Origin of the sequence: Micromonospora sp. A3M-1-15 (genome assembly GCF_024213425.1) — a bacterium.
Taxonomy (GTDB): Bacteria; Actinomycetota; Actinomycetes; order Mycobacteriales; family Micromonosporaceae; genus Micromonospora; species Micromonospora chersina.
The window spans coordinates 239991-266005 of sequence record NZ_JANAVK010000001.1; the positions used below are offsets into that span (position 1 = coordinate 239991).

General features: G+C 74.3%; 29 protein-coding genes and 1 pseudogene. 16 read left to right on the top strand and 14 right to left on the bottom strand.

Annotated elements, in window-relative coordinates; all coding sequences use genetic code 11:
* The first annotated feature begins 76 nt into the window (after positions 1 to 76).
* The 4 genes from NLX85_RS01170 (at position 77) to NLX85_RS01185 (ending at position 4536) form a co-directional block, all read left to right on the top strand.
* Positions 77 to 2686 carry a glycoside hydrolase family 9 protein gene (locus NLX85_RS01170; RefSeq protein WP_254331166.1) on the top strand — a complete coding sequence of 870 codons (2610 nt, stop codon included), beginning with the start codon at positions 77 to 79 and terminating at the stop codon, positions 2684 to 2686.
* A 64-nt stretch (positions 2687 to 2750) separates the two neighbouring features.
* Positions 2751 to 3071, top strand: coding sequence for a multidrug efflux SMR transporter (locus tag NLX85_RS01175; protein ID WP_254331167.1), 321 nt, complete (start codon positions 2751 to 2753; stop codon positions 3069 to 3071).
* Between the two features lie 50 nt (positions 3072 to 3121).
* On the top strand, positions 3122 to 4027 hold the full coding sequence (locus NLX85_RS01180) for a hypothetical protein (RefSeq protein WP_254331168.1): 906 nt from the start codon (positions 3122 to 3124) through the stop codon (positions 4025 to 4027).
* On the top strand, positions 4024 to 4536 hold the full coding sequence (locus NLX85_RS01185; RefSeq protein ID WP_254331169.1) for a hypothetical protein: 513 nt from the start codon (positions 4024 to 4026) through the stop codon (positions 4534 to 4536). The genes NLX85_RS01180 and NLX85_RS01185 overlap by 4 nt, the downstream gene beginning before the upstream one ends.
* 7 nt (positions 4537 to 4543) lie before the next feature.
* On the opposite strand, the gene NLX85_RS01190 is transcribed toward NLX85_RS01185, so the two are convergent.
* On the bottom strand, positions 4544 to 5098 hold the full coding sequence (locus tag NLX85_RS01190; RefSeq protein ID WP_308210693.1) for a GNAT family N-acetyltransferase: 555 nt from the start codon (positions 5096 to 5098) through the stop codon (positions 4544 to 4546).
* Positions 5099 to 5206: 108 nt separating this feature from the next.
* Here NLX85_RS01190 and NLX85_RS01195 point away from each other — a divergent pair, with 108 nt between their 5' ends.
* Genes NLX85_RS01195 through NLX85_RS01205 form a run of 3 tightly spaced genes read left to right on the top strand, consistent with a single transcriptional unit; the run spans position 5207 to position 8046 of the window.
* Positions 5207 to 6247 carry a serine hydrolase gene (locus tag NLX85_RS01195; protein WP_254331171.1) on the top strand — a complete coding sequence of 347 codons (1041 nt, stop codon included), beginning with the start codon at positions 5207 to 5209 and terminating at the stop codon, positions 6245 to 6247.
* Complete coding sequence (locus NLX85_RS01200; protein ID WP_254331172.1) at positions 6247 to 7500, top strand: MFS transporter; 1254 nt, start codon at positions 6247 to 6249, stop codon at positions 7498 to 7500. The genes NLX85_RS01195 and NLX85_RS01200 overlap by 1 nt, the downstream gene beginning before the upstream one ends.
* Positions 7501 to 7512: 12 nt before the next feature.
* A complete protein-coding gene (locus NLX85_RS01205) occupies positions 7513 to 8046 on the top strand; it encodes a GNAT family N-acetyltransferase (RefSeq protein WP_254331173.1) in 534 nt (177 codons plus the stop codon).
* 4 nt (positions 8047 to 8050) lie between these two features.
* Here NLX85_RS01205 and NLX85_RS01210 read toward each other — a convergent pair whose 3' ends face one another.
* From NLX85_RS01210 to NLX85_RS01225, 4 genes and pseudogenes are all read right to left on the bottom strand, one after another.
* The gene (locus NLX85_RS01210) at positions 8051 to 8308 is read right to left on the bottom strand and encodes a UBP-type zinc finger domain-containing protein (RefSeq protein WP_254331174.1); all 258 of its coding nucleotides are present in this window, start codon (positions 8306 to 8308) and stop codon (positions 8051 to 8053) included.
* Positions 8305 to 9885: a Na+/H+ antiporter gene (locus NLX85_RS01215; protein ID WP_254331175.1), complete on the bottom strand. Its 1581-nt coding sequence runs from the start codon at positions 9883 to 9885 to the stop codon at positions 8305 to 8307. Before NLX85_RS01215 ends, NLX85_RS01210 begins: the two co-directional genes overlap by 4 nt.
* 11 nt (positions 9886 to 9896) lie before the next feature.
* Positions 9897 to 10736, bottom strand: a complete 840-nt coding sequence (locus NLX85_RS01220; protein ID WP_254331176.1) for a YafY family protein — start codon at positions 10734 to 10736, stop codon at positions 9897 to 9899.
* Between the two features lie 7 nt (positions 10737 to 10743).
* Positions 10744 to 10938: pseudogene (locus NLX85_RS01225) on the bottom strand (HTH domain-containing protein); the annotation flags it as partial.
* Here NLX85_RS01225 and NLX85_RS01230 point away from each other — a divergent pair.
* Complete coding sequence (locus NLX85_RS01230) at positions 10937 to 11383, top strand: VOC family protein (protein WP_254331177.1); 447 nt, start codon at positions 10937 to 10939, stop codon at positions 11381 to 11383. The pseudogene NLX85_RS01225 and the gene NLX85_RS01230 sit on opposite strands and share 2 nt — an antisense overlap.
* 23 nt (positions 11384 to 11406) lie before the next feature.
* Here the strand turns inward: NLX85_RS01230 and NLX85_RS01235 are convergent, their stop codons facing one another.
* From NLX85_RS01235 to NLX85_RS01245, 3 genes are read right to left on the bottom strand one after another with little or no spacing between them, the layout of a single operon-like run.
* Complete coding sequence (locus NLX85_RS01235) at positions 11407 to 12372, bottom strand: TIGR03885 family FMN-dependent LLM class oxidoreductase (protein ID WP_254331178.1); 966 nt, start codon at positions 12370 to 12372, stop codon at positions 11407 to 11409.
* A 41-nt stretch (positions 12373 to 12413) separates the two neighbouring features.
* Positions 12414 to 13826: an NADP-dependent succinic semialdehyde dehydrogenase gene (locus NLX85_RS01240; protein ID WP_254331179.1), complete on the bottom strand. Its 1413-nt coding sequence runs from the start codon at positions 13824 to 13826 to the stop codon at positions 12414 to 12416.
* Between the two features lie 12 nt (positions 13827 to 13838).
* Positions 13839 to 14093 carry a DUF6343 family protein gene (locus NLX85_RS01245; RefSeq protein ID WP_254331180.1) on the bottom strand — a complete coding sequence of 85 codons (255 nt, stop codon included), beginning with the start codon at positions 14091 to 14093 and terminating at the stop codon, positions 13839 to 13841.
* Positions 14094 to 14267: 174 nt separating this feature from the next.
* Between NLX85_RS01245 and NLX85_RS01250 the strand changes: the two genes are divergently transcribed.
* Complete coding sequence (locus NLX85_RS01250; protein WP_254331181.1) at positions 14268 to 14888, top strand: antibiotic biosynthesis monooxygenase; 621 nt, start codon at positions 14268 to 14270, stop codon at positions 14886 to 14888.
* Between the two features lie 113 nt (positions 14889 to 15001).
* Positions 15002 to 15844 carry a GDSL-type esterase/lipase family protein gene (locus tag NLX85_RS01255; protein WP_254331182.1) on the top strand — a complete coding sequence of 281 codons (843 nt, stop codon included), beginning with the start codon at positions 15002 to 15004 and terminating at the stop codon, positions 15842 to 15844.
* Positions 15845 to 15877: 33 nt separating this feature from the next.
* Here the strand turns inward: NLX85_RS01255 and NLX85_RS01260 are convergent, their stop codons facing one another.
* The 3 genes from NLX85_RS01260 to NLX85_RS01270 form a co-directional block, all read right to left on the bottom strand.
* The gene (locus tag NLX85_RS01260; protein WP_254331183.1) at positions 15878 to 16663 is read right to left on the bottom strand and encodes an EcsC family protein; all 786 of its coding nucleotides are present in this window, start codon (positions 16661 to 16663) and stop codon (positions 15878 to 15880) included.
* 40 nt (positions 16664 to 16703) lie between these two features.
* Positions 16704 to 16850 carry a hypothetical protein gene (locus tag NLX85_RS01265; RefSeq protein WP_254331184.1) on the bottom strand — a complete coding sequence of 49 codons (147 nt, stop codon included), beginning with the start codon at positions 16848 to 16850 and terminating at the stop codon, positions 16704 to 16706.
* Positions 16851 to 16943: 93 nt separating this feature from the next.
* Complete coding sequence (locus tag NLX85_RS01270) at positions 16944 to 17822, bottom strand: peptidase M23 (RefSeq protein WP_254331185.1); 879 nt, start codon at positions 17820 to 17822, stop codon at positions 16944 to 16946.
* Between the two features lie 392 nt (positions 17823 to 18214).
* Here NLX85_RS01270 and NLX85_RS01275 point away from each other — a divergent pair, with 392 nt between their 5' ends.
* Genes NLX85_RS01275 through NLX85_RS01285 form a run of 3 tightly spaced genes read left to right on the top strand, consistent with a single transcriptional unit; the run spans position 18215 to position 20319 of the window.
* Complete coding sequence (locus tag NLX85_RS01275; RefSeq protein ID WP_254331186.1) at positions 18215 to 19141, top strand: proteasome assembly chaperone family protein; 927 nt, start codon at positions 18215 to 18217, stop codon at positions 19139 to 19141.
* Between the two features lie 37 nt (positions 19142 to 19178).
* Positions 19179 to 19976, top strand: coding sequence for an exodeoxyribonuclease III (locus tag NLX85_RS01280; RefSeq protein ID WP_091310320.1), 798 nt, complete (start codon positions 19179 to 19181; stop codon positions 19974 to 19976).
* A 22-nt stretch (positions 19977 to 19998) separates the two neighbouring features.
* Positions 19999 to 20319, top strand: coding sequence for an antibiotic biosynthesis monooxygenase (locus tag NLX85_RS01285; RefSeq protein WP_254331187.1), 321 nt, complete (start codon positions 19999 to 20001; stop codon positions 20317 to 20319).
* A 7-nt stretch (positions 20320 to 20326) separates the two neighbouring features.
* Here the strand turns inward: NLX85_RS01285 and NLX85_RS01290 are convergent, their stop codons facing one another.
* Positions 20327 to 20530, bottom strand: coding sequence for a hypothetical protein (locus NLX85_RS01290; protein WP_254331188.1), 204 nt, complete (start codon positions 20528 to 20530; stop codon positions 20327 to 20329).
* Positions 20531 to 20778: 248 nt separating this feature from the next.
* On the opposite strand from NLX85_RS01290, the gene NLX85_RS01295 reads away from it, so the two are divergent.
* Positions 20779 to 21003 (top strand): winged helix-turn-helix domain-containing protein, encoded by a 225-nt coding sequence (locus tag NLX85_RS01295; RefSeq protein ID WP_091310330.1) that lies wholly within the window; start codon positions 20779 to 20781, stop codon positions 21001 to 21003.
* Between the two features lie 337 nt (positions 21004 to 21340).
* Here NLX85_RS01295 and NLX85_RS01300 read toward each other — a convergent pair whose 3' ends face one another.
* Positions 21341 to 22015 carry a class F sortase gene (locus NLX85_RS01300; protein ID WP_254331189.1) on the bottom strand — a complete coding sequence of 225 codons (675 nt, stop codon included), beginning with the start codon at positions 22013 to 22015 and terminating at the stop codon, positions 21341 to 21343.
* Positions 22016 to 22023: 8 nt separating this feature from the next.
* Complete coding sequence (locus NLX85_RS01305; RefSeq protein WP_254331190.1) at positions 22024 to 22614, bottom strand: hypothetical protein; 591 nt, start codon at positions 22612 to 22614, stop codon at positions 22024 to 22026.
* Between the two features lie 132 nt (positions 22615 to 22746).
* Here NLX85_RS01305 and trmB point away from each other — a divergent pair, with 132 nt between their 5' ends.
* Together trmB and NLX85_RS01315 are read left to right on the top strand one after the other, a co-directional pair.
* Positions 22747 to 23451, top strand: a complete 705-nt coding sequence (trmB, locus tag NLX85_RS01310; RefSeq protein ID WP_254331191.1) for a tRNA (guanosine(46)-N7)-methyltransferase TrmB — start codon at positions 22747 to 22749, stop codon at positions 23449 to 23451.
* A gap of 47 nt (positions 23452 to 23498) precedes the next feature.
* Positions 23499 to 26003 (top strand): RNA helicase, encoded by a 2505-nt coding sequence (locus NLX85_RS01315; RefSeq protein ID WP_254331192.1) that lies wholly within the window; start codon positions 23499 to 23501, stop codon positions 26001 to 26003.
* Positions 26004 to 26015: the final 12 nt, after the last annotated feature.

The window sequence follows — 26015 nt, forward strand, 5'->3', positions numbered from 1 at the left end:
ACACGCTGGAAACATCGGTCCGGTAGTGGGAGCGCTCCCAGCTCCCGGCCCCCTGCTGAGCACGGAAGGAACCTCCGTGACCCCATCCCGACGCCGGCTCACCGCCCTCACCGCGGCCGCCGCCCTGGCGCTCACCGGCGGCACCGCCGCCCCGGCCCGCGCCGAGGTGCCGCCGGACGCCCCCGAACAGCTGCGCAACGGCGACTTCAGCGCCGGCGCCTCCCCCTGGTTCTCCTACGGCACCGGCGACCTCGGCGTCACCGACGGCCGGCTCTGCACCACCGTCGCCGGCGGCCTGGCCAACCCCTGGGACGCCGGCATCGGCCAGGACGCCGTGCCGCTCATCGCCGGCGCCGAGTACGAACTCTCCTTCGACGTCTCCGCCACCCCCGGCGCGGCCGTCAAGGCCGTGCTCCAGCTCGGCAGCGCCCCCTACACCACGTACGCCAGCGTCGACGCCACCGCGACCGGCGCCGCCCAGCACGTCGCCAGGACCTTCACGGCCCCGGCCGACAACGCCGGCGCCCAGTTGATCTTCCAGGTCGGCGGCAGTCCCGAGGCGCAGACGTTCTGCCTGGACAACGTCTCGCTGCGCGGCGGCGAGGCGGCACCGCCGTACGAGCCGGACACCGGGCCCCGGGTGCGGGTCAACCAGGTCGGCTACCTGCCCGGCGGGCCGAAGATCGCCACCGTGGTCACCGACTCCGCCGAGGCGCTGCCCTGGCAGCTGAGGTCGGCCGCCGGGACCGTGGTGGCCGGCGGGACCACAGCCCCGCGCGGCGTCGACCCGGCCTCCGGGCAGCGGGTGCAGACCGTCGACTTCTCCGCGTACCGCACCCCGGGCACCGGCTACACCCTGGTCGTCGACGGGGAGACCAGCCACCCGTTCGACATCTCCGGCACCCTCTACGACCGGCTGCGCGCCGACTCGCTCCAGTTCTTCTACGCCCAGCGCAGCGGCACCCCCATCGACGGCGACCTGATCGGCGCCGCCTACGCCCGCCCGGCCGGCCACCTCGGCGTGGCGCCCAACCAGGGCGACACCCAGGTGCCCTGCCAGCCCGGCGTCTGCGACTACTCCCTCGACGTGCGCGGCGGCTGGTACGACGCCGGCGACCACGGCAAGTACGTGGTCAACGGCGGCATCGCCACCTACCAGCTGCTCAACGCCTTCGAGCGGACCAGGACCGCCGAGAGCGCCGCCGGCGGGACGGCGCTGGGCGACGCCACCCTGCGGGTGCCGGAGCGCGGCAACACGGTCCCGGACATCCTCGACGAGGCCCGCTGGGAGCTGGAGTTCCTGCTGCGCATGCAGGTGCCGGCCGGCGAGCCGCTCGCCGGGATGGTCCACCACAAGATCCACGACCGGAACTGGACCGGCCTGCCGCTCGCCCCGCAGGACGACCCGCAGCCCCGCGAGCTGCACCCGCCGTCCACCGCCGCCACGCTCAACCTGGCCGCCGTGGCCGCGCAGTGCGCCCGCCTCTTCGCCCCGTACGACGCCGCGTTCGCGGCCCGCTGCGGCGCCGCCGCGAAGACCGCGTACGCGGCGGCCAAGGCCCACCCGGCGGTCTACGCCTCGGCGGCCGACGGCACCGGCGGCGGCGCGTACGACGACACGAACGTGGCCGACGAGTTCTACTGGGCGGCCGTCGAGCTGTGGCTGACCACCGGCGCGTCGGCGTACCTGACCGACCTCACGGCCTCGCCGCTGCACACCGCCGACGTCTTCGCCACCGGCGGGGCCTTCGGCTGGCAGAGCGTGGCCGCGCTGGGCCGGCTCGACCTGGCCACCGTGCCCAACGGCCTGCCGGCCGCCGAGCGGGCCCGGATCCGCGCCTCGGTGACCGCCGCGGCCGACCGCTACCTGGCCACCGCGCGGGACCAGGCGTACGGGCTGCCGCTGCCCGGCGCGGCCGACGCGTACGTCTGGGGCAGCAACAGCAACGTCGTCAACAACGCGATCGTGCTGGCCACCGCGTTCGACCTGAGCCGGGACGCGAAGTACCGGGACGGGGCCGTGCAGAGCGCCGACTACCTGCTCGGCCGCAACGCGCTGAACATGTCGTACGTGACCGGCTGGGGCGAGCAGCACGCGCGCAACCAGCACAGCCGGATCTTCGCCCACCAGCTGAACCCGGACCTGCCGAACCCGCCCGCGGGTTCCCTCGCCGGTGGCCCGAACGCCGCCCTCCAGGACCCGTACGCGGCCAACCTGCTCGCCGGCTGCGCGCCGATGTTGTGCTACGTCGACGACATCAACTCGTACGCGACAAACGAGGTGGCGATCAACTGGAACTCCGCGCTGGCCTGGCTGGCGTCGTTCCTCGCCGACCAGGGTGACGCGGCGGCCGTGCCGGCGCCCACCTGCGCGGTCACCTACACCACCCACGGCAGCTGGCCGGACGGCTTCACCACCCAGGTGACGGTGCGGAACACCGGCACGGCGGCGGTGACCGGGTGGAGCCTCCGGTGGGCGTTCGTCGGTGACCAGAAGGTGAGCGGCTACTGGTCGGCGAAGGTCACCCAGTCGGGCGCCACGGTCACCGCGAAGAACGAGTCGTGGAACGCGAGGATCGCCCCCGGCGGCACGGTCACCTTCGGGCTGAACGGCTCCACGTCCGGCGGCCCGAACCCCAACCCGGACCTGATCACCCTGAACGGCGCCGCCTGCACCATCTCCTGACCGACCGGTGGCCTCCCGCCCGGCGGGAGGCCACCGATCGCCGGGCAGGCGTGATCATGGAGGCATGGCGTACCTCTTCCTGCTCGGCGCGATCACCGCCGAGGTGATCGGCACCAGCCTGCTCAAGGCGACCGACGGCTTCACCCGGCTCTGGCCCACCGTCGGCCTGGCGGTCGCCTACCTGTCCGCGTTCGGGCTGCTCTCCCTGGCCGTCAAGGACATCCCGGTCGGCGTCGCGTACGCGGTCTGGTCCGGGCTCGGCACCGCCGCCATCATGGCGATCGGGGCGGCCTTCCTCGGCGAGCCGCTGACCGTCGCCAAGGTGGCCGGCGCGGGCCTGGTGATCGCCGGGGTGGTCGTGCTGAACCTCGGCGGCACGCACTGACGCCGAAACCCGGTGGACGCCCGCGGCGCACGTCCGCGAGGGTGGCGGCCATGGACGGGAACGGACTGTCCGGCGCGGAGCGTCGGGTGTGGGCGACGCTGCCGGAGGGGACGCGTGCCGCCCTGGCCGGACTGCCGGCGGCTGACCTGCGCACGCTGCTGCTCACCGTGGCCCGCGACCGGGCCGCGACCGTCCGCCCGGCCGACGTGGTGCGGCGCTGGCGCGAGGACCGCTTCGTCCGCCCGGCCGACGTCGACCCACGCGCGCTCGCCCGACTGGAGGCCCACGTCTGGGACCTGCTGCCGGCCGACGTGGCGGGGGTCGAGCTGTCCCCCGTCGCCCCGCTGGGCACCTGCGCCGCCGTGGCGCCGGTGAGCCAGAACCGGATCATCGGCACGACCCGCGGCACCGAGGTGGTGAGCGACCCGACGAACGCCCTGGCCGTCGAGGCGGCGGTACGCCGGCGGCGAGCCGGCGAGGTCCACCTGGCCGCCGCGCACCGGGTGCTTCGGGCGCAGGACTTCGGCCCCGGCACGGCGGCGCACTTCCGGCTCTTCACGCTGGTGTCCAGCGCCCGGGACACGGGTTCGGGCCACACCGAAGCGCGGCTGCTCGTGCGGCACCTGACCTTCTGGCGGTCGGTGCTCGCCGAGCTGGCCGGTCCGGCCACGCCCGCGCTGCACGTCACGCTCCTCGACGACCCCGTCCTGGCCGACCGGCTCGCCGACACCGTCCGCCCCGCGCTCGCCGGCGGGGCCGTGCCGCTGCGGGACGAGCCGGAGCGGGAGCGGGGGCGCGGCTACTACGTGGGCGCCGCCCTGCGCCTCACCCTGGCCGGCGGCGACCGTGAGGTGGGCGACGGCGGGTTCACCGACTGGACGGCCCGGCTGACCGGCGACGCCAAGGAGCGCTGCCTGATCTCCTGCCTGGCCACCGAGCGCCTGGTGCGGCCGTGAACGGTCTCGTGGTCCAGCGCATCCGGGTGCGCTGGACCAGCCGGGACGCCGCCGCGGCCACCGTCCGGGGCCGGCTCCCCCAGGCGTACGCGCTGCCGCCGCTGCCGGCCGGCGGGCTCACCGTGCACGAGGTGCTGCGGGACGAGGCCGCCGGCTACCGCCCGGTGGAGGAGGTGCGGGAGGGCGAGGCCGCGGCCCGCCAGGCGGGGCTCTGGATCGGATGGCGCGACGGCGTAGCGCTGGTCGACCGGCTGCCGAGCCACGCCTCGTTCCCGGTGCGGCGGGCCGGCGCCCGCCTCTTCACCCTCGCCCCGGGCGAGCTCGGGCGGTGGCGGGCGAACTTCCGCTTCACCGGCTGCCAGTGCTCCGCCCGCTGGTGGTACGAGCAGTGGACCCTGCACGTCGCCCACGCCCCGGCCCACCCCGACCTGTTTTGGGACGCTCGCTGGTCACGGGACCGGGACGAGCGGGTGCACCTGTACGGCGGCCCGCGTCCCGGCCGCCGCTGAACCGGCGTCAGGCCACCGGCCGTCGCATGGCGATCCGGTCGGCCGGGTCGAGCCCGAGCGCCGCCTCGGCGGCCAGCAGGCCGGCCAGCCCCGGCGTCACCTCGGCCCCGGCCAGCTCGCGGAACCCGCAGCGCGCGTAGTACGGCCCGTTCCACGGCACGCTGCGGAACGTGGTCAGGGTCAACGCGGGCAGTCCCGCCCCGGCGGCCCACCCGGCCACGTCGTCGAGCAGGCCGCGGCCGATCCCTCGCCGGGCGTACCCGGGATCGACGCTGAGCTGCTGCACGTGCGCGCAGCCGTCGACCAGGTCGACCACCGCGAAGGCCACAGGACGGTCCGCGGCGTCGACAGCGACCCGGAGCCGGCCGGCCCGCTGGGCGGCGGCCAGCACGTCCAGCGGCAGCGGTGGCATGTCGGCGACGTCGGCCATACCGATCTCCCGGAACGGGGCGCCGGAGGCCACCTCGATCCGCTGCACCTCGGTCAACTCGTCGGCCCGGGCGGTCCTCTTGCTTTCCACGGCCCCGACCCTGGCAGAGCGGCGCCGGGCCCGCGAGGCGATTTCCCGTCGCTACCCCCGTGGACCGTGCCCGTCGGTCGCCCCGCCGGTGTGACAGGGGTCGCGTCGTGCGGGCCACCCACCCGGCGGCACCCAGCCTAGGGTCGGGCCATGACCGTCAACGGGGACGTCAGCGTCGATCTCGGCGCGGTGCGCGCCGCCGTCGCCCGGCAGGCCGCGCGGGTGACCGAGGGTATCGCCCACATGGACCGCTACCTCGCGGCGCAGGTGGCCGACGAGTCGCACCGCGAGGTGACCGGGCCGTTGCTGCCGGGCGCCGGGGCGAGCGGCGTGATCCGTCACCGTGGCGAGGTGATCGCCACCTGGGGCGACCCGGCGACCCCGGAGATGCTGTTCAGCGGCACCAAGGCCGTCGTCGCCACGGTCGCCGGGGTGGCCTTCGACCGGGGCCTGCTCGATCCGGCGGCGCACGTGCTCGACAGCGTCGACCACCCGTTCCTCACTGGCCTCGGGGTCGAGGGGATCACCTGGGAGCACCTGCTCCAGCAGACCAGCGGCTGGACCGGCGAGCTCTGGGGCAAGCCGACCGGGGTGGACGCGCAGAGCCGCCGCGAGGGCTTCGAGCGGGAGGGCGCGCCCGGCACCGGGTGGGCCTACAACGACGTAAGGGTGAACCTGCTCTGCCTGGCGCTGACCCTGCTGTTCCGCCGGCCGCTCGGCGACGTGCTCCACGAGGCCGTGCTGAATCCGCTGGACGCCTCCTCCTCCTGGTCCTGGCACGGGTACGCGGACTCGCTGGTCGAGCTCGACGGAATCCGGGTGCGGGTGGTCAGCGGCGGCGCGCACTGGGGCGGCGGGCTCTGGATCTCTGCCGCCGACCTGGCCCTGCTCGGCGAGGTCTACCAGGGCGGCGGCACGTGGCGGGGCCGGCGGCTGCTCAGCGCGGAGTGGATTCGTCGCACCTGGGCGCCGTGCCCGCTCAACCCCGACTACGGCTACCTCTGGTGGCGCAACGAGTCGAGCCGGGTGCAGCCGGGCGCGCCCCGGACGGGCCGCTGCGCGCGGGGCAACGGCGGCCGGCACCTGCTCTGGGTCGACCCCGCCCGCGAGCTGGTCATCGCCTCCCACTGGGGCGACCGCGTGGCCGAGCTGATCACCGAGGTCTCCGCAGCCCTGCCCACACGCCGCTGATGGGTCGGCTCTCGCCGATCCCGCCGCCGGGCGCGCTGCGCACCCTCTCGCTTGCCACCCTGGCCAACACGGTGGGCTCCGGGCTCTGGCTGGCCGGTGGCGCCCTCTACCTGACCCGTGACGTCGGGCTCTCCCCCGCCGCGGTCGGCGCCGGCCTCACCGCCGCCTGGCTGGTCGGGCTGACCGCCAGCGTGCCCCTCGGCGCGCTGGCCGACCGGCGCGACCCGCGTACCCTCCGCGCCGCCATCCAGCTGGGCCAGGCGGTCGCGGCGGCGGCGTACCTGCTGGTGGGCTCGGTGCCGGCGTTCCTCGCGGTGGCGATCCTCGAGACCCTGCTGGCCTCGGGCAACCTGGCGGTCCGCGCCGCGCTCGTCGCCGCGGTCGCCGGCCCGCGGGGCCGGGTGCACGCCTTCGCCACCCTGCGCGCGGTGGCCAACCTGGGCATCGCGGTCGGCGCCGCGCTGGCCGGGTTCGCCCTGGCCGTGGACACCCATCGGGCGTACCAGGTGCTGGTGGTCGGGAACGCGGCCACCTACCTGCTGTCGGCGGCGCTGCTCATGCGGCTGCCGGCCCACCCGCCGGCGGCGCGCGCTCCCGCGGCCGGCCGGCCGCGCCGGGCGCGGGCGCTGCGGGACGGGCGGTTCCTCGCCGTGAGCGGCGCGTCGGCCGTGCTTGCCCTGCACCTGACGGTGCTCACGCTGATCGTGCCGCTGTGGACGGTCACCCGGGCCGGCGCGCCGCCGCCGGTGGTGTCGGCGGTGCTGCTGACCAACACGGTGCTCACCGTGCTGCTGGCGGTCCGGTTGAGCCGGGGCGCGGACACGGCCGCTCCCGCGGCCCGGAAGCTGCGCCGGGCCGGCCTGGTGCTGGCGGCGGCCACGCCGCTCTACGCGGCCACCGCGGGCCTGCCCACCGTCGCGGCGGTCGTGCTGCTGCTGGTCGCCACGGCGGTGTGGACGTTCGGCGACCTGTGGCACGGCGCCGCCGGGGCGGGGCTCGCCTACGACCTGGCCCCGCCGGACGCCATCGGCGCCTACCAGGGGGCCGACGGCCTGCTCGCCGGACTGGCGCGCGCGGTCGGCCCGGCCCTGCTCACCCTGCTGGTGCTCGACGGCGGGGTGCCGGGCTGGCTGGCGCTCGGCGCGCTCTTCGCCGCCGTCGGCCTGGCCGCCCCGGCGCTGACCCGGTGGGCCCTGGCCAACCGGGAGCCGGCCCGCCCGGTGGCCGGCGACCGTCCGGCCGCGCCGGTGTAGCAGCATGGCGGCATGACGGACCAGCAGACCATCGCGATCCGCCCCGGCGGCCCGGCGGACGCCGCCGCCGTGCTGCGGCTGCTCGACTCGGCCACCGCCTGGCTCGTGGCACGCGGCCGGACCGGCCAGTGGGGAACCGGGCCGGCGTCGACCGACCCGCGCCGGATCGCCCAGGCCGACGCGTGGGCCACCGGCGGTGGGCTGTACCTCGCGACGGCCGGCGACGACGCGGTGGGCGCCCTCGTGGTGGGGTCGGCCACCGCGTACGTGCCGCCGGCCACCGAGCCGGAGCTGTACGTCAACCTGCTGGTCACCGACCGGGCGTACGCGGGCCACGGGATCGGGGCGCGGCTGCTGGCGTACGCGGCGGAACTGGCCCGCGACCGTGGCCTGGGGCTGCTCCGGGTGGACTGCTACGGCGGGGACGACCGGGCGCTGGTCCGGTTCTACGAGGGCTGCGGCTTCACCGCCACCGACCGGTTCACGGTGGAGCGGGAGGGCCGGGAGCCCTGGCCGGGGCAGGTGCTGGAGCGCCGCCTCGGCTGACCGGTCAGCCGATCTCCTCGTCGACGAAGCACCAGCGCCACGACTCGCCGGGCTCGATCGAGCGCATCACGGGGTGCGCGGTCGACTCGAAGTGCTTCGTGGCGTGCTGGTAGGGCGAGGAGTCACAGCAGCCCACGTGCCCGCAGGTGAGGCAGGCGCGCAGGTGCACCCAGTAGTCGTTGCCGATGGCCACGCAGTCCGGGCACTCGGTCGTGGTCTTCGGGTCGGCGTCACCCGCGTCGGTCAGGTGTGCGCAGCTCACTCGTCGGCCTCCTGTCGCAGCAACGACTCTTCCAGGTCCAGGTCACGGTATGCGCTGACCAGGACCTCCTCCGGGATGCGCCCGGAGTCGCGGGCGGCGCGGAACACTTCCCGCTCCGCGTCGATCATCTCTTTCCGCAGCCGACCGTACGCCTGCGAGGGGGTTTCCCGCGCGGTGCCCCCGAGCCGTTCCCAGGCCAGGTTGGTGCGGCTCTGCACCAGCCCGCGCAGCCGTTCCACGACCGCCTCGGGCGCCCCGTCGGCGAGTTCCTCCAGCCGGTCCCGGGCGGCCCGGCTGGCCTGCTGCTGCACGGCGGCGGCGGAGAGCGCGTCCTGCACCGGGTCGTCCGGCGGCAGTTTCGCCGCCCGCGCCACGGCCGGCAGGGTGGCGCCCTGCGCCACCAGGGTCACCACGATCACCGCGAACGCCAGCCAGATGAACAGCTGCCGGGGATACTCCCGGCCGTCGGCCAGGGTGAGCGGCAGCGCGAGCGCGGCGGCGAGGGTGACCACCCCGCGCATCCCGGCCCAGCCGATGACGAGGGGGACCTGCACCGGGAGCGGCGCGTCCCGGCGGCGGCCCCGGGGCACCAGCCGGGCCAGGTAGGTGGCCGGGATGAGCCAGACGAACCGGGTCAGCACGACGGCCGCCAGCACCGCGACGGTGATCCCGACCAGCCGGCCCGCCGGCTCGTCCAGGTCCCGGAGCACCTCGCGCAGTTGCAGGCCGACCAGCAGGAAGACCAGCCCTTCCAGCAGGAACTGGATGAGCCGCCAGAACGCGCCGACCTGGAGCCGGGAGGCGGCCGACATGAGCAGTGGCTGCTTGTGCCCGATGCCCAGCCCGGTGACCACCACGGCGACCACCCCGGAGGCGTGGATCTCCTCGGCGGCGAAGACGACCGCGAACGGCACGATCAGGGACAGCGCGTTGTCGAGGACCGGGTCGGTGATGCGCTTGTGCAGGTGGCCGAAGACCACCACGCCGAGCAGACCGACGAGGACGCCGCCGCCGGCCGAGACGAGCACCTCGCGCGCCACCTCGCCGGCTCCGACGTGCCCGCCGGCCGCGGTGGCCGCGGCGACCGCGACCCGCAGCAGCACCAGGGCGGTCGCGTCATTGACGAGGCTCTCGCCCTCCAGGATGGTCACGATCCGCCGGGGCAGGCCCACGCGGCGGGCCACCGCCGTGGCGGCGACCGCGTCCGGCGGCGCGACCACCGCGCCGAGGGCCAGGCAGATGGCGTACGGCACGCCGGGCAGGATCAGGTGGACGACGGTGCCCACCACGAACGCCGTGAAGATCACCAGCCCGACGGCGAGCAGCAGGATGGGCCGGAGGTTGAGCCGGAACGCGGGCACGGAGGTCTTCAGCGCCGCCACGTAGAGCAGCGGCGGCAGGATGCCCACCAGCACGAGTTCCGGGTCGAGGCGCACCTGCGGGAGACCGGGCAGGAAGGACAGGCCGAGGCCGAGCACGACGAGCAGGATCGGCGCCAGCAGGCCGAGCCGCCGGGCGAGCGCCGCGCCGAACGTCGCGATCGCGAGAAAGACCACGACCTCGATCAGAGCTTCCATGGGGTACGAGCCTAGGTGTTGCCGGGCGTCGGGCCGGTGCCGGCCATCGCGGCGAGCCGGCGGGCGAGCAGGGCGACGGCCTCCCGCAGCTCCGGAGGCTCCAGCACCTGCGCCTCAAAGCCCAGCCGGGCCACCTGCACGGCGAGCCAGTCCAGGCCGTCCCCGCCGACGGTGAGGACGCACCACCCGTCGGCGTCGTCCTCGACGCGTCCCACCTGGGGCGGCACCAGCTCCCGGACCCGTCCGGCCGGCGCGTGCACCCGGACGCGGGCGAGATACCGGTACGGCGACCCGGTCACGGACCGCTGCACGTAGGCCACCGGGTCCGGGTGCTCGCGCGCCCGGAAGCGCCAGGTCGTGGCCACCACCTCGCTCATCCGGTCCAGCCGGAAGGTGCGCCAGTCGTCGCGGTCGACGTCCCGGGCCATCAGGTACCACCGGCGGCCGGTGGTGACCATCCGCACCGGCTCGACCGTGCGTTCGCGCTCCCCGCCCTCGCGGCCGGGGTACCGGAACCGCACCCGCACGAGGTCGCGGCAGGCCCGCGCGAGGGTCACCAGCAGCTCCGCGTCGATCTCGACGCCGGGGCCGACGAGGGTCTCGGTGGCGCCGTGCACCGCGCGCACCTCGGCGCGCAGCCGGGCCGGCATCACCTGGTCGAGCTTCGCGAGCGCCCGCAGTGCCGCCTCGCCGGCGCCGGCGACCGTGCCTCCCGAGGCCAGCCGCAGGGAGACGGCGGTGGCGATCGCCTCCCTCGTCGTCGAGGAGCAGCGGCGGCAGCCGGGTGCCCGCGCCGAGCTGGTAACCGCCGCCGACGCCGGACGTCGCGTGCACGGGGTAGCCGACCGCACGCAGCCGCTCCACGTCGCGGCGCACCGAACGGTCGGTGACGCCCAGCTCGGCGGCGAGTTCGCCGGCGGTCCAGGACGGCCGCCGCTGCAGCAGCGCCAGCAGCCGCAGCACCCGTTCGGTCGTCGCCTCAACGGTCATGTCCGCATGGTTCCACAGATCGCGGAACGATCCTGTCCGCGATCCCGGGCAGACTGTCGCCATGACCGAACAGACGCGGACCGTCCAGATCACCTTCGACTGCGCCGACCCGGCCGCCCTGGCGGCCTTCTGGGCCACCACCCTCGGCTACCGGCTCCAGGACCCGCCCGGGGGCTTCGAGTCGTGGGAACAGGCCCTGGAGGCGATGGGCGTGCCGCCGGAGCGGCGCAACGACGCCTCCGCGGTGGTCGACCCCGCCGGCACCGGGCCGCGGCTGTTCTTCCAGCGGGTACCGGAGGGCAAGCAGGCGAAGAACCGCGTGCACCTGGATGTGCGGGCCGCCCCGGGGCTGTCCGGCGACGAGCGGATGGCGGCCCTGGAGGCGGAGGCCGAACGGCTCGTCACGCACGGCGCCACCCGGCTGCAACGCCACGAGCCCGCTCCCCCGCTCGGCGCCGGTCACCTCATCATGGCCGACCCGGAGGGCAACGAGTTCTGCCTCGACTGATCAGCCGTGCCGCACCGCCGTGCTCAGGCGGCGGTGCGGAGCTTCGGCAGCACCTCGGCCCCGAACGTGTCGATGAAGGCGCGCTGCTCCTGCCCGACGTGGTGCAGGGCGATCTGGTCGAAGCCCAGCGCCACGTACTCCTCCAGCCAGCCGACGTGCCGGCCCAGGTCGGCCGAGACGTTGACCACCGAGGTCACCCGCTCCATGGACACCTGCTCGCTGACCACGTCGAAGTGGTCGGCCAGCTCCAGGTCCCAGCAGACCGGCGGGGCGAAGACGTTGCTGCGCCACTGGTCGTACGCGACGGCCTCGGCCTCGGCCTGCTCGGACGCCCAGCTCACGTGCACCTGGAGGTGCAGCGGCCCGCGCCCGCCGGCGTCCCGGTAGGCGTCGGTCATCCGCCGCAGGTGCTCGACCGGGGCGTTGACGGTGATCAGGCCGTCGGCCCACTCGGCGCACCAGCGGGCGGTCTCCACGCTGACCGCCGCGCCGATCAGCGCGGGCGGCTGCTCGGGCCGGGTCCACAGCTTCGCCCGGTCCACGGTGACCAGCCCGTCGTGGCTGACCTCCTCGCCGGCGAGCAGCGCCCGAATCACGTCGACACACTCGCGCAGGCGGGCGGCACGGACGTCCTTGCGCGGCCAGCCGGTGCCGGTGATGTGCTCGTTGCTCGCCTCGCCGGTGCCGAGCGCGGCCCAGAACCGTCCCGGGTACATGGCGGCCAGGGTGCCGATGGCCTGGGCGATGATCGCCGGGTGGTAGCGCTGGCCGGGCGCGTTGACCACGCCGAACGGCAGGTTGGTGGCCTGGAGCGCGGCGCCGAGCCAGGACCAGGCGAAACCCGAGTGGCCCTGGCGGGCGCTCCACGGCGAGAAGTGGTCCGACGACATGGCCGCGTCGAAGCCGGCGCGCTCGGCGTGGGTCACCGCCGCCAGCAGCTTGGCCGGGTGGATCTGCTCGTGGGACGCGTGGAAGCCGAACACCGTCATGGGCGCATCTCCTACCCATGACGGCGTCCGGCCAATCGCGACTACTCGGAGTGCGCCCCGGCCCCGGCGCCGGCCTCCCCCTCGCCGACCCAGACGGTCTTGGTGTTGCAGAACTCCCGCATGCCCACGGCGGACAGCTCGCGCCCGTACCCGGAGTTCTTCACCCCGCCGAACGGCAGCTCCGGATAGGACGTGGTCATGCCGTTGATGAAGACGTTTCCGGCGTCCAGGTCGACGGCGAAGCGCTCCTGCTCGGCCGGGTCGGTGGTCCAGGCGTTGGACCCGAGGCCGAAGTTGGTGCCGTTGGCGACCTCGATCGCCTCCTCGTAGGAGTCCACCCGGTAGAGGCCGGCGACCGGCCCGAACACCTCCTCGGACCACATCCGCATCCCCGGTCGCAGGTCGGTGACCACGGTCGGCGGGTAGTACCAGCCGCCGCCGGACGGCTTCTCGCCGCCGCACAGCACCGTGGCGCCGTTGTCGACGGCGTCCTGCACCTGGGAGTGGATCTCGTCGCGGCCGCCCTCGCTGGCCAGGGGGCCGACGTCGGTGATCTCGTCCATCGGGTCGCCGACCCGCAGCGCCGACATGCGGGCCGCGAACTTCTCGGCGAAGGCGTCGAAGACGTCGGTGTGCACGATGAACCGCTTGGCGGCGATGCAGGACTGGCCGTTGTTCTGGCAGCGGGCCGTGGTGGCCACCTCGGCCGCCTTGTCCAGGTCGGCCGAGGGCATCACCACGAACGGGTCGCTGCCGCCCAGCTCCAGCACGGTCTTCTTGAGTTCCCGGCCGGCGATCTGGGCGATCGAGCGGCCCGCGCCCTCGCTGCCGGTCAGCGTGGCGGCCCGGACCCGGGGGTCGCTGAGGATCCGGTCCACCTTCTCGGACCCGACCAGCAGGGTGGTGAACGCGCCCTCCGGGAAGCCGGCCCGGCGGAACAGCTCCTCCAGGTAGAGCGCGGTCTGCGGGACGTTGGAGGCGTGCTTGAGCAGCCCCGTGTTGCCGGCCATCAGGGCCGGCGCGGCGAACCGCATCACCTGCCACAGCGGGAAGTTCCACGGCATCACGGCGAGCACCGGGCCGATCGGCTGGTGCCGCACGTACGCCCGCTTCGCCTTGACCGCGGCGGCGTCGGCGGGCTCGTCGGCGAGCATCTTCGCGGCGTTGGCGGCGTAGAAGCGGCAGGCCGTGGCGCACTTGGTGACCTCGGCCTTCGCGGCCGCGTACGTCTTGCCCATCTCGGTGGTCATGAGCCGCGCGGTCTCGTCCCGCTCGGCGTCCAGCAGGTCGGCCGCGGCGATCATCCACCGGCCCCGTTCGGCGATGGTGGTGCCGTGCAGCTGCCGGAAGGCGAGGTCGGCCCGCTCGATGGCAGCGTCGACCTGCTCGTCCGACATGGCGTCGTAGGTCTTGAGCACCTGCCCGGTGGCGGGGTTGGTGGTGGCGATGGGCATGTCGTACTCCTGTCACTCGAACAGCGAGTGCCGCGCGCCCGGCTCCTCCCGGTGGCGCGCGGCGCGGCGGCGCTGGATGACGACGAGGTCGACCACGGCCACCACGGCGAAGATCGCGCAGACGACGCCCAGCCAGGCCACGTCGGCCGCGAACGCAAGCACCGCGAAGACGGTCATGGTGACCAGGCCGAACAGGGCGAGCACGAGCCGCAGGTTCAACGCGCTGTACGCGGCGTTGACCCGGCGGCGGGGCTGTGATCGCGTCATTCCCCCGGGCTACCCCCGGGTGGCGCGGGTTAACCGGTCCCGGCGGGACGGCCCGGCCGCGGCCGGTGATCCCGGACACCAAGCGGGTACTCCCCGGATGCGCCGGCCCGGACGGTGCGTTACACCGGTCTGCCAGGACCGGCGGAGATCCCGCCGGCGGCGGAGAGGACGGGCATGACCACGACGCACGCGGTGCCGGTGACGGTTGCCGTCTCGCGGCGCGCCGACCCGGCGCGCACCGACGAGATGGTGGCGTGGATCCGGGCCGGTACGGCGCTGGCCGAGAGCTTCCCCGGCTTCCTGGGCGCCGGGTTCGTCCGCACCGCGCCCGGCTCCCCGGAGTGGCACGTGATGTACCGCTTCGCGAACCAGGACACGCTGCGCGACTGGGAGGACTCCCCGCAGCGGCACTGGTGGCTGACCTCGGCGCAGGGCATCGTCGAGCACACCCGCACCGAGCGCCGCACCGGCATCGAGGGCTGGTTCGACGCGCCCGTGGACCACGTGGTCGAGACGTTCGCGGGGGGCGACGCCGAGCCGGCCGCGCCGGCCGCCCCGCCGCGCTGGAAGCAGGCGGTCACCATCTGGCTGGCGTTCTTCCCGCTCAGCCTCACCGCCACCCTGCTCACCGCCCGGTTCATCGCCGACGTGCCGCTGGCGGCTCGGACGCTGCTCATGACGCTCTGCCTGACCCCGCTGATGACCTACCTGGTGCTGCCCCGGATCACCCGGGCGCTGCACTGGTGGCTGCACGGCCAGCCCGCCCCCTGGCGCCGCCTCCCGGACCGGTCGTAACACGCTCATGTGAACGACGGTTGTCGATGCCGGAAAGGTGACAGACTCCCCGTCCGGACGGCCGAGGCGCATAGGGTCGACGCGCCGCTTCATGCCGCCGGACGGGGGACGGTATGCCTCGACGTTGGATCGCCGCGCTGGCCTGCCTCGCGGCGCTGGTCGCGCTCGCCTGCGACGGCGAGGGCTCGGCGTCGCCCCGCCCGTCGGGCTCCGCGCCCCCCGGCGCGCCGAAGGTGCTGACGGCGCTCGGCGACTCGGTCACCACCGGCTTCGGCTCCTGCCTGGTGCTGGTGAGCTGCGAACGCAACTCCTGGTCCAGCGGGGACGGCATCCGGGTGCACAGCCTCTACCGCCGGCTGCGCGACGACAACCCGACGCTGCGGGCCTACAACCGCGCCGTCCCGGGCTCCCGCGCGGCCGGCCTCACCGACCAGGCCCGGGCCGCGGTACGCGACAGGGCCGACCTGGTCACCGTGCTGATCGGGGCGAACGACGCCTGCCGCGACGACATCGCCGGGATGACCCCGGTGGCCACCTTCCGCAAGCAGGTCGACGCGGCCCTGGCGGTGCTGCGCAAGGGCCGGCCGAAGGCGCGGGTGCTGGTGGTCAGCCTGCCCGACCTCCACCGGCTCTGGGAGATCGGGCACACCGAGTCCCGGGCGGTGCGGGCCTGGTCGCGCGGCATCTGCCCGGCGCTGCTGGCCGACGCCACGTCGACCGCGCCGGCCGCGGTGGCCCGGCGCGCCCGGTTCCGCGAGCGGATCGACGCGTACGACGGGCAGCTGCGCGCCGCCTGCCGGGCGTACGGGTCCCGCTGCCGGTGGGACGGCGGCGCGGTGCACCGGACCCGGTTCAGCCTAGACGAGGTGAACGCGCTGGACTGGTTCCACCCGAACGCCGCCGGCCAGGACCGGCTCGCCGACGTCACCTGGGACGCGTCCGGCTGGGCCGACTGACCGTCCCCGCAGCCGGGTGGGCCGGGCCGGCCGTCAGGGCCGGCGCGGGCCGGGCACCTGCCGGGGGCCGCCCCGGTAGAGGGCGCGGGCCCGGTCGGCGAGGTCCTTGGTGGCCGACGAGTTGGCCCAGGTGCCGAGGATGATCGCGGCGCCGGGGATCACCTTGGCGAACATCCGCTTGGCGGCGCGCACCCCGGCCATCCGGGCCAGCCGCACGCCGAGCTGGAGCATCACCCGGCCCAGCGGGCGCTCCCCGCCCATGCCGAACAGGGCGCCGGCCCGCTCCCGGCCGGCGGCCACCCCGAGGGCGAGCCGGGCGCTCTCGGCGACCTTGTGCACGCGCTGGAGCACCAGCAGGTCGGTGGCCCGGTCCGGGTGGACCGGGTCGACGCCGTACGCGGCCGCCACGTGCAGCACCAGCCGGGCCTGGGTCCAGGCCAGCACGCCCACGTCGATGACCGCGCCCGGCAGCCCGGCCACACCGGAGACCGCGCCGGAGAGCCGGGCGTGGTTCACGAACTTGCGCACCGCCTGCTCGGCCAGCTCCTCGGCGGGTACGTCGGGTCGCTGCGCCCGCTCCCGCTCGGCCCACTGCGCCGCCTCCGGCCCGAGCCGGCGCACCGCCTCCAGGGCCAGGTGCTCCGGGGCGTACTGCGGGTCGTCCCGCATCCGGTCCCACAGCTTCGCCGGGGGCGCTTCGGGCGCGTCCACGGGCGCGGCCGGCTTCGCGTCCACGGGCGGGGCCGGCTTCGCGTCCACGGGCGGGGCCGGCTTCGGGGGAACGGTGGGCTCGCCGTCGACGGGGGCGGGGTCGGTCACGAGGGGGCTCCCGGGGGTCGGTACTGCGGGGGCGGAGCGGTCAGCGCCGGCGGGACGACAGCCGGGTGGCGAGCTGCTTGAGCCTCGCCTGGTTCTCCGGCTTGGCCAGCTCGCGCCGGCCGCGGTCGACCAGCTGCTGGCCACGGGGCGACCGCAGGAAGGCGCTGAGCCGTTGCACCAGTGACATGACGTCCTCCTGTCCGCGGTCCCCTCCCATGTGTACCCGGGACCGGCAAGTCCCTGGTACCCGGGCCGGCCCTCCGGCAACCCCGGCCGCGGGTCAGCCCAGGATCTCCTTGACCACCGCGTTGGCGCGCCATTCGTGCTGGGCGTACGCGTCGGGGAACGCGGAGACCTGGACGGCCTGGGCCGCGACGCTGAGCGGCAGGTCCTGCCAGCCGGGGATCTCCTCCAGCGCGGAGAGGAACGCCTGGGTGGCGTACTCCGGGTCCATCAGCTCCTCGACGGTGCCCCAGCCGCTGCTCGGACGCTGCTGGAACAGCCCGACCGAGTCGTGGTCCCAGCCGATGGCCTGGTGCGGGTAGTTCTGCGACTCGGGCAGCACGCCGCTGGCGTAGTTGAGCAGGGTGCTCTCCTGCATGGCGGTGGCCACCGCGATGACCAGGCCGCGACGGGGCACGCCCATCTCCCGGCCGGCCTGCACGATCTTCTTGGCGTTGTTCATCTGGGTCTGGTCCAGGCCGGCGACCGGGACGATCCGGCGCGGCGTGGGCTTCGCCTTGGGCTTGGGCTTCGCGGTGGCCGAGGGGGTGGCCGACGGGGTGGCGGCGCTCGGAGTGGCCGCCGGGGCGGTGCTCTCGCGGTCCAGGTCGCGGGAGGCGGCGTCGACGGCCGCCCGCTGGGCGGCCTCCGCCGACACGGCGGGGCTCGGGGTGTCGCCGGCCGCGCGGGCGCCGATCTGGCTGAAACCGCCCACCAGGCCGAGGCAGCAGACCGCGCCGGTGGCCACGGCCATCTTCGTCCGGCCGGGCCGGGCGGCGAGGGGGTTCATGAGGGCGTTGAAGCGGGTACGCAGGAAACCACGGGGAGTGGTGGCCGCCGAAGAAGCGGTCGACTGAACGGTCGAGGGGGTATCGTCCGAACGGTCAGCCGAGCCGTCGAGGCCGTACTGGTCGTCGAGGGTGCCGTCGTCACGCATTCGACGAGGCTAGACAGGGCAAACCGGGATCACCCAGGCTCAAAGGGTGGCCCTCGCCACACTTCGCACTCCCAGAACCGGACATCCGTCGGCGGCCCGGGGCGGCCCGTGACGGACCTCGCGACCCGGGAAAACCTCCGGTCCACCCCGGGCCGCGTCGCCCCGGGCAGGAACCTCGCAGCCCTCCCCGTCGGGAACAGTGATCGACTAACTCGTCCTTTCGGCCGAACCGGACCTCGCCCGTCAGGGGGAACGATCCCGTCACCGACACCGAACTGTGATCATCGTTCGGCCCGTAACGGAATGGACCACGGCGGCCGGTACGTTGGCCGAACCGGGGAGGCCGTGCGCGCACGGCCCACCCGTACGCGTCGACAGGAAGGTCCGAACCGGTGCTCGACCCACACGAGCTCTACGAACTCAGCGACGATCTGCCCGACCTCGGCCAACCGGTGCTGATCCAGGCGCTCACCGGCTTCGTCGACGCCGGCAACGCCACCCGGCTGGCCCGCGAGCAGCTGCTCACCTCCCTGGAGGCGCGGCCCATCGCCCGCTTCGACGTCGACCAGCTCTTCGACTACCGCTCCCGCCGGCCGGTGATGACCTTCGTCGAGGACCACTGGGCCGACTACGACGCCCCGGCGCTGGAGCTGCACCTGCTCCGCGACGACGACGAGACCCCGTTCCTGCTGCTCACCGGCCCCGAGCCGGACCTCCAGTGGGAACGCTTCGTGGCCGCCGTCGCCGCCCTCTCCGCCCGCCTCGACGTGCGGCTCACCGTCGGGCTCAACTCGATCCCCATGGCCGTCCCGCACACCCGGCCCAGCGGCGTCACGGCGCACGCCACCCGGCCCGAGCTGATCTCCGGCTACGAGCCCTGGCTCCAGAAGGTCCAGGTGCCGGCCAGCGTCGGCCACCTGCTGGAGTACCGCCTGGGCGAGCAGGGCCGCGACGCCCTGGGCTTCGCCGCGCACGTGCCGCACTACGTCGCACAGACCGAGTACCCGGCCGCCGCCGACGCGCTGCTCTCCGCCGTGTCCCGCAGCACCGGCCTGCTGCTGCCCCGCGACGGCCTGGGCTCCGCCGCCGAGGTGGTGCGGGTGGAGATCGACCGCCAGGTCGCCCAGACCGAGGAGGCGGCCACGCTGGTCCAGGCCCTGGAGGAGCAGTACGACACGTTCGCCCGGGGCCGCGGCGAGAAGAACCTGCTCGCCCAGGAGACCGGCCCGCTGCCCACCGCCGACGAACTCGGCGCCGAGCTGGAACGCTTCCTCGCCGAGCAGACCCGCCCCGGAGACACCGACACCCCGCGGGGGTGACCCGGCGGGGCGGCCGCCGATGCGGCAGGCTGGAGACATGCGCCTGGCGACCTGGAACGTCAACTCGGTGAAGGCCCGCCTCCCCCGGCTGCTCGACTGGCTGGCCACCACGAAGCCCGACGTCGTCTGCCTGCAGGAGACCAAGTGCCCCGACGGGGCGTTCCCGGTCGCCGAGGTGGGCGAGCTGGGCTACGAGGCGGCCAGCCACAGCGACGGCCGGTGGAACGGGGTTGCCATCCTGTCCCGGGTGGGGCTGGCCGACGTGGCGGTCGGCTTCCCCGGCGAACCGGGCTTCCCCGAGCCGGAGGCGCGCGCCATCTCGGCCACCTGCGCCGGCCTGCGGGTCTGGTCGGTGTACGTGCCGAACGGCCGCTCCCCCGACGACCCGCACTACGCGTACAAGCTGGCCTGGTTCGCGGCGCTGCGGGACGCCCTGGAGCCGGAGCTGGCCGGCGGGCTGCCCCTCGCCGTGTGCGGGGACTTCAACGTCGCCCCGACCGACGCGGACGTCTGGGACCCGGCGCTCTTCGTCACCTCCACCCACGTCACGCCGGCCGAGCGCGCCGCCCTGGCCGCGCTGCGCGACCTCGGTCTCGACGACGTGGTGCCCACCCCCATGAAGGGCCCGCACCCCTACACCTACTGGGACTACCGGGCCGGCATGTTCCACCAGAACAAGGGCATGCGCATCGACCTGGTCTACGCCTCGGCGCCGTTCGCCCGCGCCGTCACCTCGGCGTACGTGGACCGGGAGGCGCGCAAGGGCAAGGGCCCGTCCGACCACGCCCCGATCGTGGTCGACGCCGAGTTGGTGCCGACCGTCGAGACGTTCTGACCCGGCTCGTTAGGGTGGAGCCATGGCAGTCGTGAAGATCAACGCGATCGACGTCCCGCCCGGTGCCGGCGACGAGCTGGAGAAGCGGTTCGCGGCCCGCGCCGGCGCCGTGGAGAACTCCCCTGGCTTCCTCGGCTTCGAACTGCTCCGCCCGGTCGCCGGGGAGAGCCGCTACTTCGTCTACACCCGCTGGGAGAACGAAGAGGCGTACCAGGCGTGGGCGCAGGGGCCGTCCCGGGCCGCGCACGCCGGCGGCGAGGGCGGCGAGCCGCGCAAGCCCGTCGCCACCGGCGCCACGCTGCTGGAGTTCGAGGTCGTCCAGCACGTGCCCGGCAAGGGCTGACCGCCTCCTACTTCTGGAACATGGTCGAGGCCACCTCGGCCATGAGCTTCAGTGCCCAGTCGAGCTGCGGGCAGGTGTCCCGGTCACGGCACTCCAGGCAGCCGCCGGCCCGCCAGGGCTGGTCGAGCGCCCGGGTCCAGTGCGTGTCGATGATCCGCATCATCGCGAACAGCTCGTCGACGGGCGTGATGTCGCCGTCATCCATCGGCATGGTCGACGCCTTCCGCAAGTGAGCGAGGGCCCCGCCCCGGGCGGAATCCGCTGCATCGTGCGCCCGGGGCGAGGGGACCGGAAACCCCGGATTGCTGAAGTCCAGGAGCAGCCGTTCCACTGTCTCACTGTATTCAGTGTCTCACTGTAGTCAAGTTCTCACTGTCTCCACTTCGCCGCGTTGTCGCCTTGTCCCGGTCAGGTGCGGGCTGGAAACATGATCTCCGCTGAAGTCCAGGAGAGCCGATCATGCCGACCAGACCACCGCACTACCGACGCGTCGCCGACGACATCGAGGCCAAGATCCGGGCTGGCGAATACGCGCCCGGGCAACAACTGCCGTCCGTGTCGGAGATCGGCGAGATCTACAACGTCGCCAGGTCGACGGCCTACCGCGCCGTGAAGGAACTGCACGCGCGCAATCTCATCTACGGACAGCAGGGCCAGGGCGTCTTCGTCACGGAATCGGAGTAGCCAGCCGGGGCGAGAGGCGCGCCCCCATCCGGCCGGCCGACTCATCCGTCGTCGCAGGGACCGCCCTGGCTGGACCGACCTCCGGATCTTGGACAGTTGCCGTTAGCTCTGAACGGTAACTGTCCAAGATCCGGAGCGGCATGCGGAACCGGCGCAGGCACGCGGAGCGCCGGGCGGACCGCGACGACGCTCGGTGGAACGCCATGAAGGTCTCCCGCCGGCCGAGACATCCATGACGTTCCACTCACCGGCCGCCGTGTCGTCGACTCCGGCTCGGGGAGGCGGCGGCCGGGACACCGCCTGCTCGGCGAGCCGGAGGTAGATCACGGGCGCGGCGTCAGGGGTTGCGGGTGTCGAGGAGTGAGGCGAAGGCGATCACGTTGTCCTGGTAGCCGGTGTGGCCGCCGACCCACTCGCCGCCACACGTGATCAGCCGCAGCTCCGCCGGGCCGGAGTCGCCGTAGACCCGGTCGGCCGGGAGGTTGGCCTTGTCGAAGTACTCGACGGTGTCGACCTTGAAGGTGACCACGCTGCGGTCCTTTCGGGTCACCTCGATCCGGTCCCCGGGCTTCAGGTCGTGCAACCGGTAGAAGACCGCCGGCCCGCTCTTGGTGTCCACGTGCCCGACGATGATCGCCCGGCCCGGCTCGCCGGGCACCGCCCCGCGGTTGTACCAGCCGGTCTGGTGGTGCTCGGTCAGCGGCGGGACGGCGATCGAGCCGTCCCGCGCCTGGCCGACCGGGGTGACCGGGGCGGTGACCTTGATGGCCGGCACGGCGAGGCGGACCGGCAGGCTGGCCGGCTCCCGCGCCGGGGTCGGCTCGGCGCTGTGCCGGCTCGGCCCGGTCGCCGCGTCGGCCCAGTCGAACGGCCCGGCGGTCCGGCCCAGGCCGGCACCGGTGGCGAAGACCCCGACCAGCACGAGCAGCACGGCGAGCGGCGTGGACCACGGGCTGCGGGCGCGGGCCCGGGCCGCCCGGGCGGTGGGCTGGGGGGTCGGGTCAGCGGCCATGGCGGGGCTCAGCGCCGGGCGGCGCCACGGAGGGTACGGGGCTGCCGGCGGGACGCGACCACGCCGACCACCGCGCCGACCACGGTCAGTCCGAGCCCGACCGGCACCAGCAGGCCGCCGAGGCCACTGCCGCCGGCGGTGCCGCCGAAGCCGGTCGCCGGCCCGCGGCTGGGCTGCACCCGCTCCACCACCTGGAGCATGGTGGACGCGGTCTGCCCGCCGGGGCACTCCAGCTTGACCCGGTAGTTGCCGGGGCGGGTGCGGTCGCGGACCATCGGCGATGCGGTGAGCAGGCCGCGCTGCGGCTGCACCTGGATCCGGCCGAACGCGTCGGAGACCACGGTCGCCGGCACCGAGTTGTCCCGGCAGCTCGCCCGGATGCCGACCAGGAAGCCGGGCTCGACGGTGCTCGGGGTGACCTCCACGAAGACCACGTCGGCGGGCGACGGCTGCGTTCCCGGCTGCCCGGGCGCGGGCTCGGCAGCGAGCACCGGAGCGGCGGCGGGCGGGCCGGCCTGGGCGGGCGCCGCGCCGACCAGCGGGGCGGTGCACGCGGCGGCCGCGACCAGCAGCGCCGCACGTCCCGTGACTGACACCATGCCCCCTCCCGGCCCCGCGCCGGCGGTGACGGGCGGCGGGCCACCCGTCGTGCCGTACTGGGATGAATCCTCTCACCCCGGGCCGCACATCACATCCGATCCGCTCCGGCGGTCGCGTACGCTCGGGTCGCTGTGACCTCCACCGACTTCAGCGCCGCGCCGCCGGCCCACGCCGCCCGTATCCGCACCTTCCACCCGCGTCGCGGGCGGATGAGCGACCGGCAGCGCGACGCGCTGGCCCGGCTCTGGCCCGCGTACGGCCTGGAGATCGACGACCTGGACGGGCCGTGCGATCCGGCGGCGCTGTTCGGACGGCGGGCGCCGCTGGTGCTGGAGATCGGATCCGGCATGGGCGACGCGACCGCCGCCATGGCGGCCGCCGACCCGGACCGACACTATCTGGCGGTAGAGGTGCACACGCCCGGAATCGCCAACCTGCTCGAACTGGTCGAACGGCACGGTCTGGGCAACGTCCGGGTCGCCAAGGGCGACGCGCTGGACCTGGTCCGGGCCATGCCCGAGGGTTGCCTGGACGCGGTGCACGTCTTCTTCCCCGACCCGTGGCCGAAGGCGCGCCACCACAAGCGGCGGATCATCCAGCCGGCGCACGTGGCGCTGCTGCGCTCCCGGCTGGTCCCCGGCGGGACGCTGCACTGCGCCACGGACTGGGCGGAATACGCCGAGGCCATGCGGGAGACGCTGGCCGCCGACCCGGGGCTGGTCGACGTGCACGGCGGCTTTGCGCCCCGCCCGGCGCACCGGCCGGTGACCAAGTTCGAGCGCCGGGCGCTGACCGCCGGGCGGGAGATCTTCGACCTGATCCACCGGCGGCGCTGAACCCGGTTGGCGCGGGGGCCCATGATCCAGGCACGATGGGAGCCGCCATGACTCTCACCGCCGCGCTGCCGAAGAGCGCCGACCCCGACACCCTCTACGACGCGTTCGCCGGCTGGGCGTCCGAGCGCGGTCTCGACCTCTACCCCCACCAGGAGGAGGCGGTCATCGAGATCGTCTCCGGCGCGAACGTGATCATGAATACGCCGACCGGCTCGGGCAAGAGCCTGGTGGCGATCGCCGCGCACTTCGCGGCGCTGGCCGACGACCGGACCACTTTCTACACCGCGCCGATCAAGGCGCTGGTGTCGGAGAAGTTCTTCGCCCTCTGCGAGGTCTTCGGCGCGGAGAACGTCGGCATGCTCACCGGCGACGCCAGCGTCAACGCCGACGCCCCGATCATCTGCTGCACCGCGGAGATCCTGGCCAACCTGGCGCTGCGCGAGGGCGCCCGGGCCGACGTCGGCCAGGTGATCATGGACGAGTTCCACTTCTACGCCGAGCCGGACCGGGGCTGGGCCTGGCAGGTGCCGATCATCGAGCTGCCGCAGGCCCAGTTCGTCCTGATGTCCGCGACGCTCGGCGACACCACCCGCTTCGTGGACGACCTGACCCGGCGCACCGGGCGGCCGACCGCCGTCGTCCGCTCGGCCGAGCGGCCGGTCCCGCTCCTCTTCTCGTACGCGATGACACCGCTGCACGAGACCCTGGAGGAGCTGCTGGCGACGAAGCAGGCCCCGGTCTACGTCGTGCACTTCACCCAGGCCGCCGCGCTGGAGCGCGCCCAGGCGCTGATGAGCGTGAACGTGTGCACCCGCGCCGAGAAGGACATGATCGCCCAGGCGATCGGCAACTTCCGGTTCACCTCGGGCTTCGGCAAGACGCTGTCCCGGCTGGTCCGGCACGGCATCGGCGTGCACCACGCCGGCATGCTGCCCAAGTACCGCCGCCTCGTGGAGACCCTGGCCCAGGCCGGGCTGCTCAAGGTCATCTGCGGCACCGACACCCTCGGCGTCGGCATCAACGTGCCGATCCGCACGGTGCTCTTCACCGGCCTGTCGAAGTACGACGGCACCCGGACCCGGCTGCTCAAGGCCCGCGAGTTCCACCAGATCGCCGGCCGGGCCGGGCGGGCCGGCTTCGACACCCTCGGCCGGGTCGTGGTGCAGGCCCCCGAGCACGTCATCGAGAACGAGAAGGCGCTGGCCAAGGCGGGCGACGACCCGAAGAAGCGCCGCAAGGTGGTGAAGAAGAAGCCGCCGGAGGGTTCGATCGGCTGGGGCGAGCCGACCTTCCAGCGCCTGGTCGAGGCCGAACCCGAGCCGCTGACCTCCAGCTTCCAGGTCAGCCACTCGATGCTGCTCAACGTCATTGGCCGCCCCGGCGACGCGTTCGCCTCGATGCGGCACCTGCTCACCGACAACCACGAGGACCGGGCCGCCCAGCGCCGGCACATCCGCCGGGCCATCGCCATCTACCGGGCGCTGCGGGCCGGCGGCGTGGTCGAGGAGCTGCCCGAGCCGGACGAGCAGGGCCGCCGGGTGCGGCTCACCGTCGACCTCCAGCTCGACTTCGCGCTCAACCAGCCGCTCTCCCCGCTCGCCCTGGCCACCATCGAGCTGCTGGACCGGGAATCCCCGTCGTACGCGCTGGACGTGCTCAGCGTGATCGAGTCGATCCTCGACGACCCGCGCCAGGTGCTCTCCGCGCAGCAGTTCAAGGCCCGCGGCGAGGCGGTCGCCGCCATGAAGGCCGAGGGCATCGAGTACGAGGCCCGCCTGGAACTCCTCGACGAGGTGACCTGGCCGAAGCCCCTCGCCGAGATGCTCGACTCGGCGTACGAGATGTACCGGCAGGGCCACCCCTGGGTCGCCGACCACCAGCTCTCCCCCAAGTCCGTGGTCCGCGACATGTACGAGCGAGCCATGACCTTCCCCGAGTACGTCCAGTTCTACGGGCTGTCCCGCTCCGAGGGCCTGGTGCTGCGCTACCTCGCGGACGCGTACAAGACGCTGCGGCAGACCGTCCCCGAGGACGCGAAGACCGAGGAACTGGTCGACCTCATCGAGTGGCTGGGCGAGCTGGTCCGCCAGGTCGACTCCAGCCTGATCGACGAGTGGGAGCGGCTGCGCAACCCGTCCGACGTCGCCGAGGTGGCCGCGTCGCTGGACGACCGGCCGCCGGCGGTCACCCGCAACGCCCGGGCGTTCCGGGTGCTGGTGCGCAACGCGCTGTTCCGCCGGGTCGAGCTGGCCGCCCTGCGCCGCTGGGACCTGCTCGGGGAGCTGGACGCCGAGCAGGGCTGGCACGCGGACGCGTGGGCGGACGCGCTGGAGCCGTACTTCGAGGCGTACGACTCGATCGGGGTGGGGCCGGACGCGCGCGGGCCGGCGCTGCTGATGATCGAGCAGGGCCGGGAGAAGTGGACCGTACGCCAGATCCTGGACGACCCGGACGGCGACCACGACTGGGGCATCAGCGCCGAGATCGATCTCGCCGCCTCCGACGAGGCGGGCGCCGCGGTGATCCGGATCGTCGACGTCGGACAGCTCTGACCCCGCTCGCGC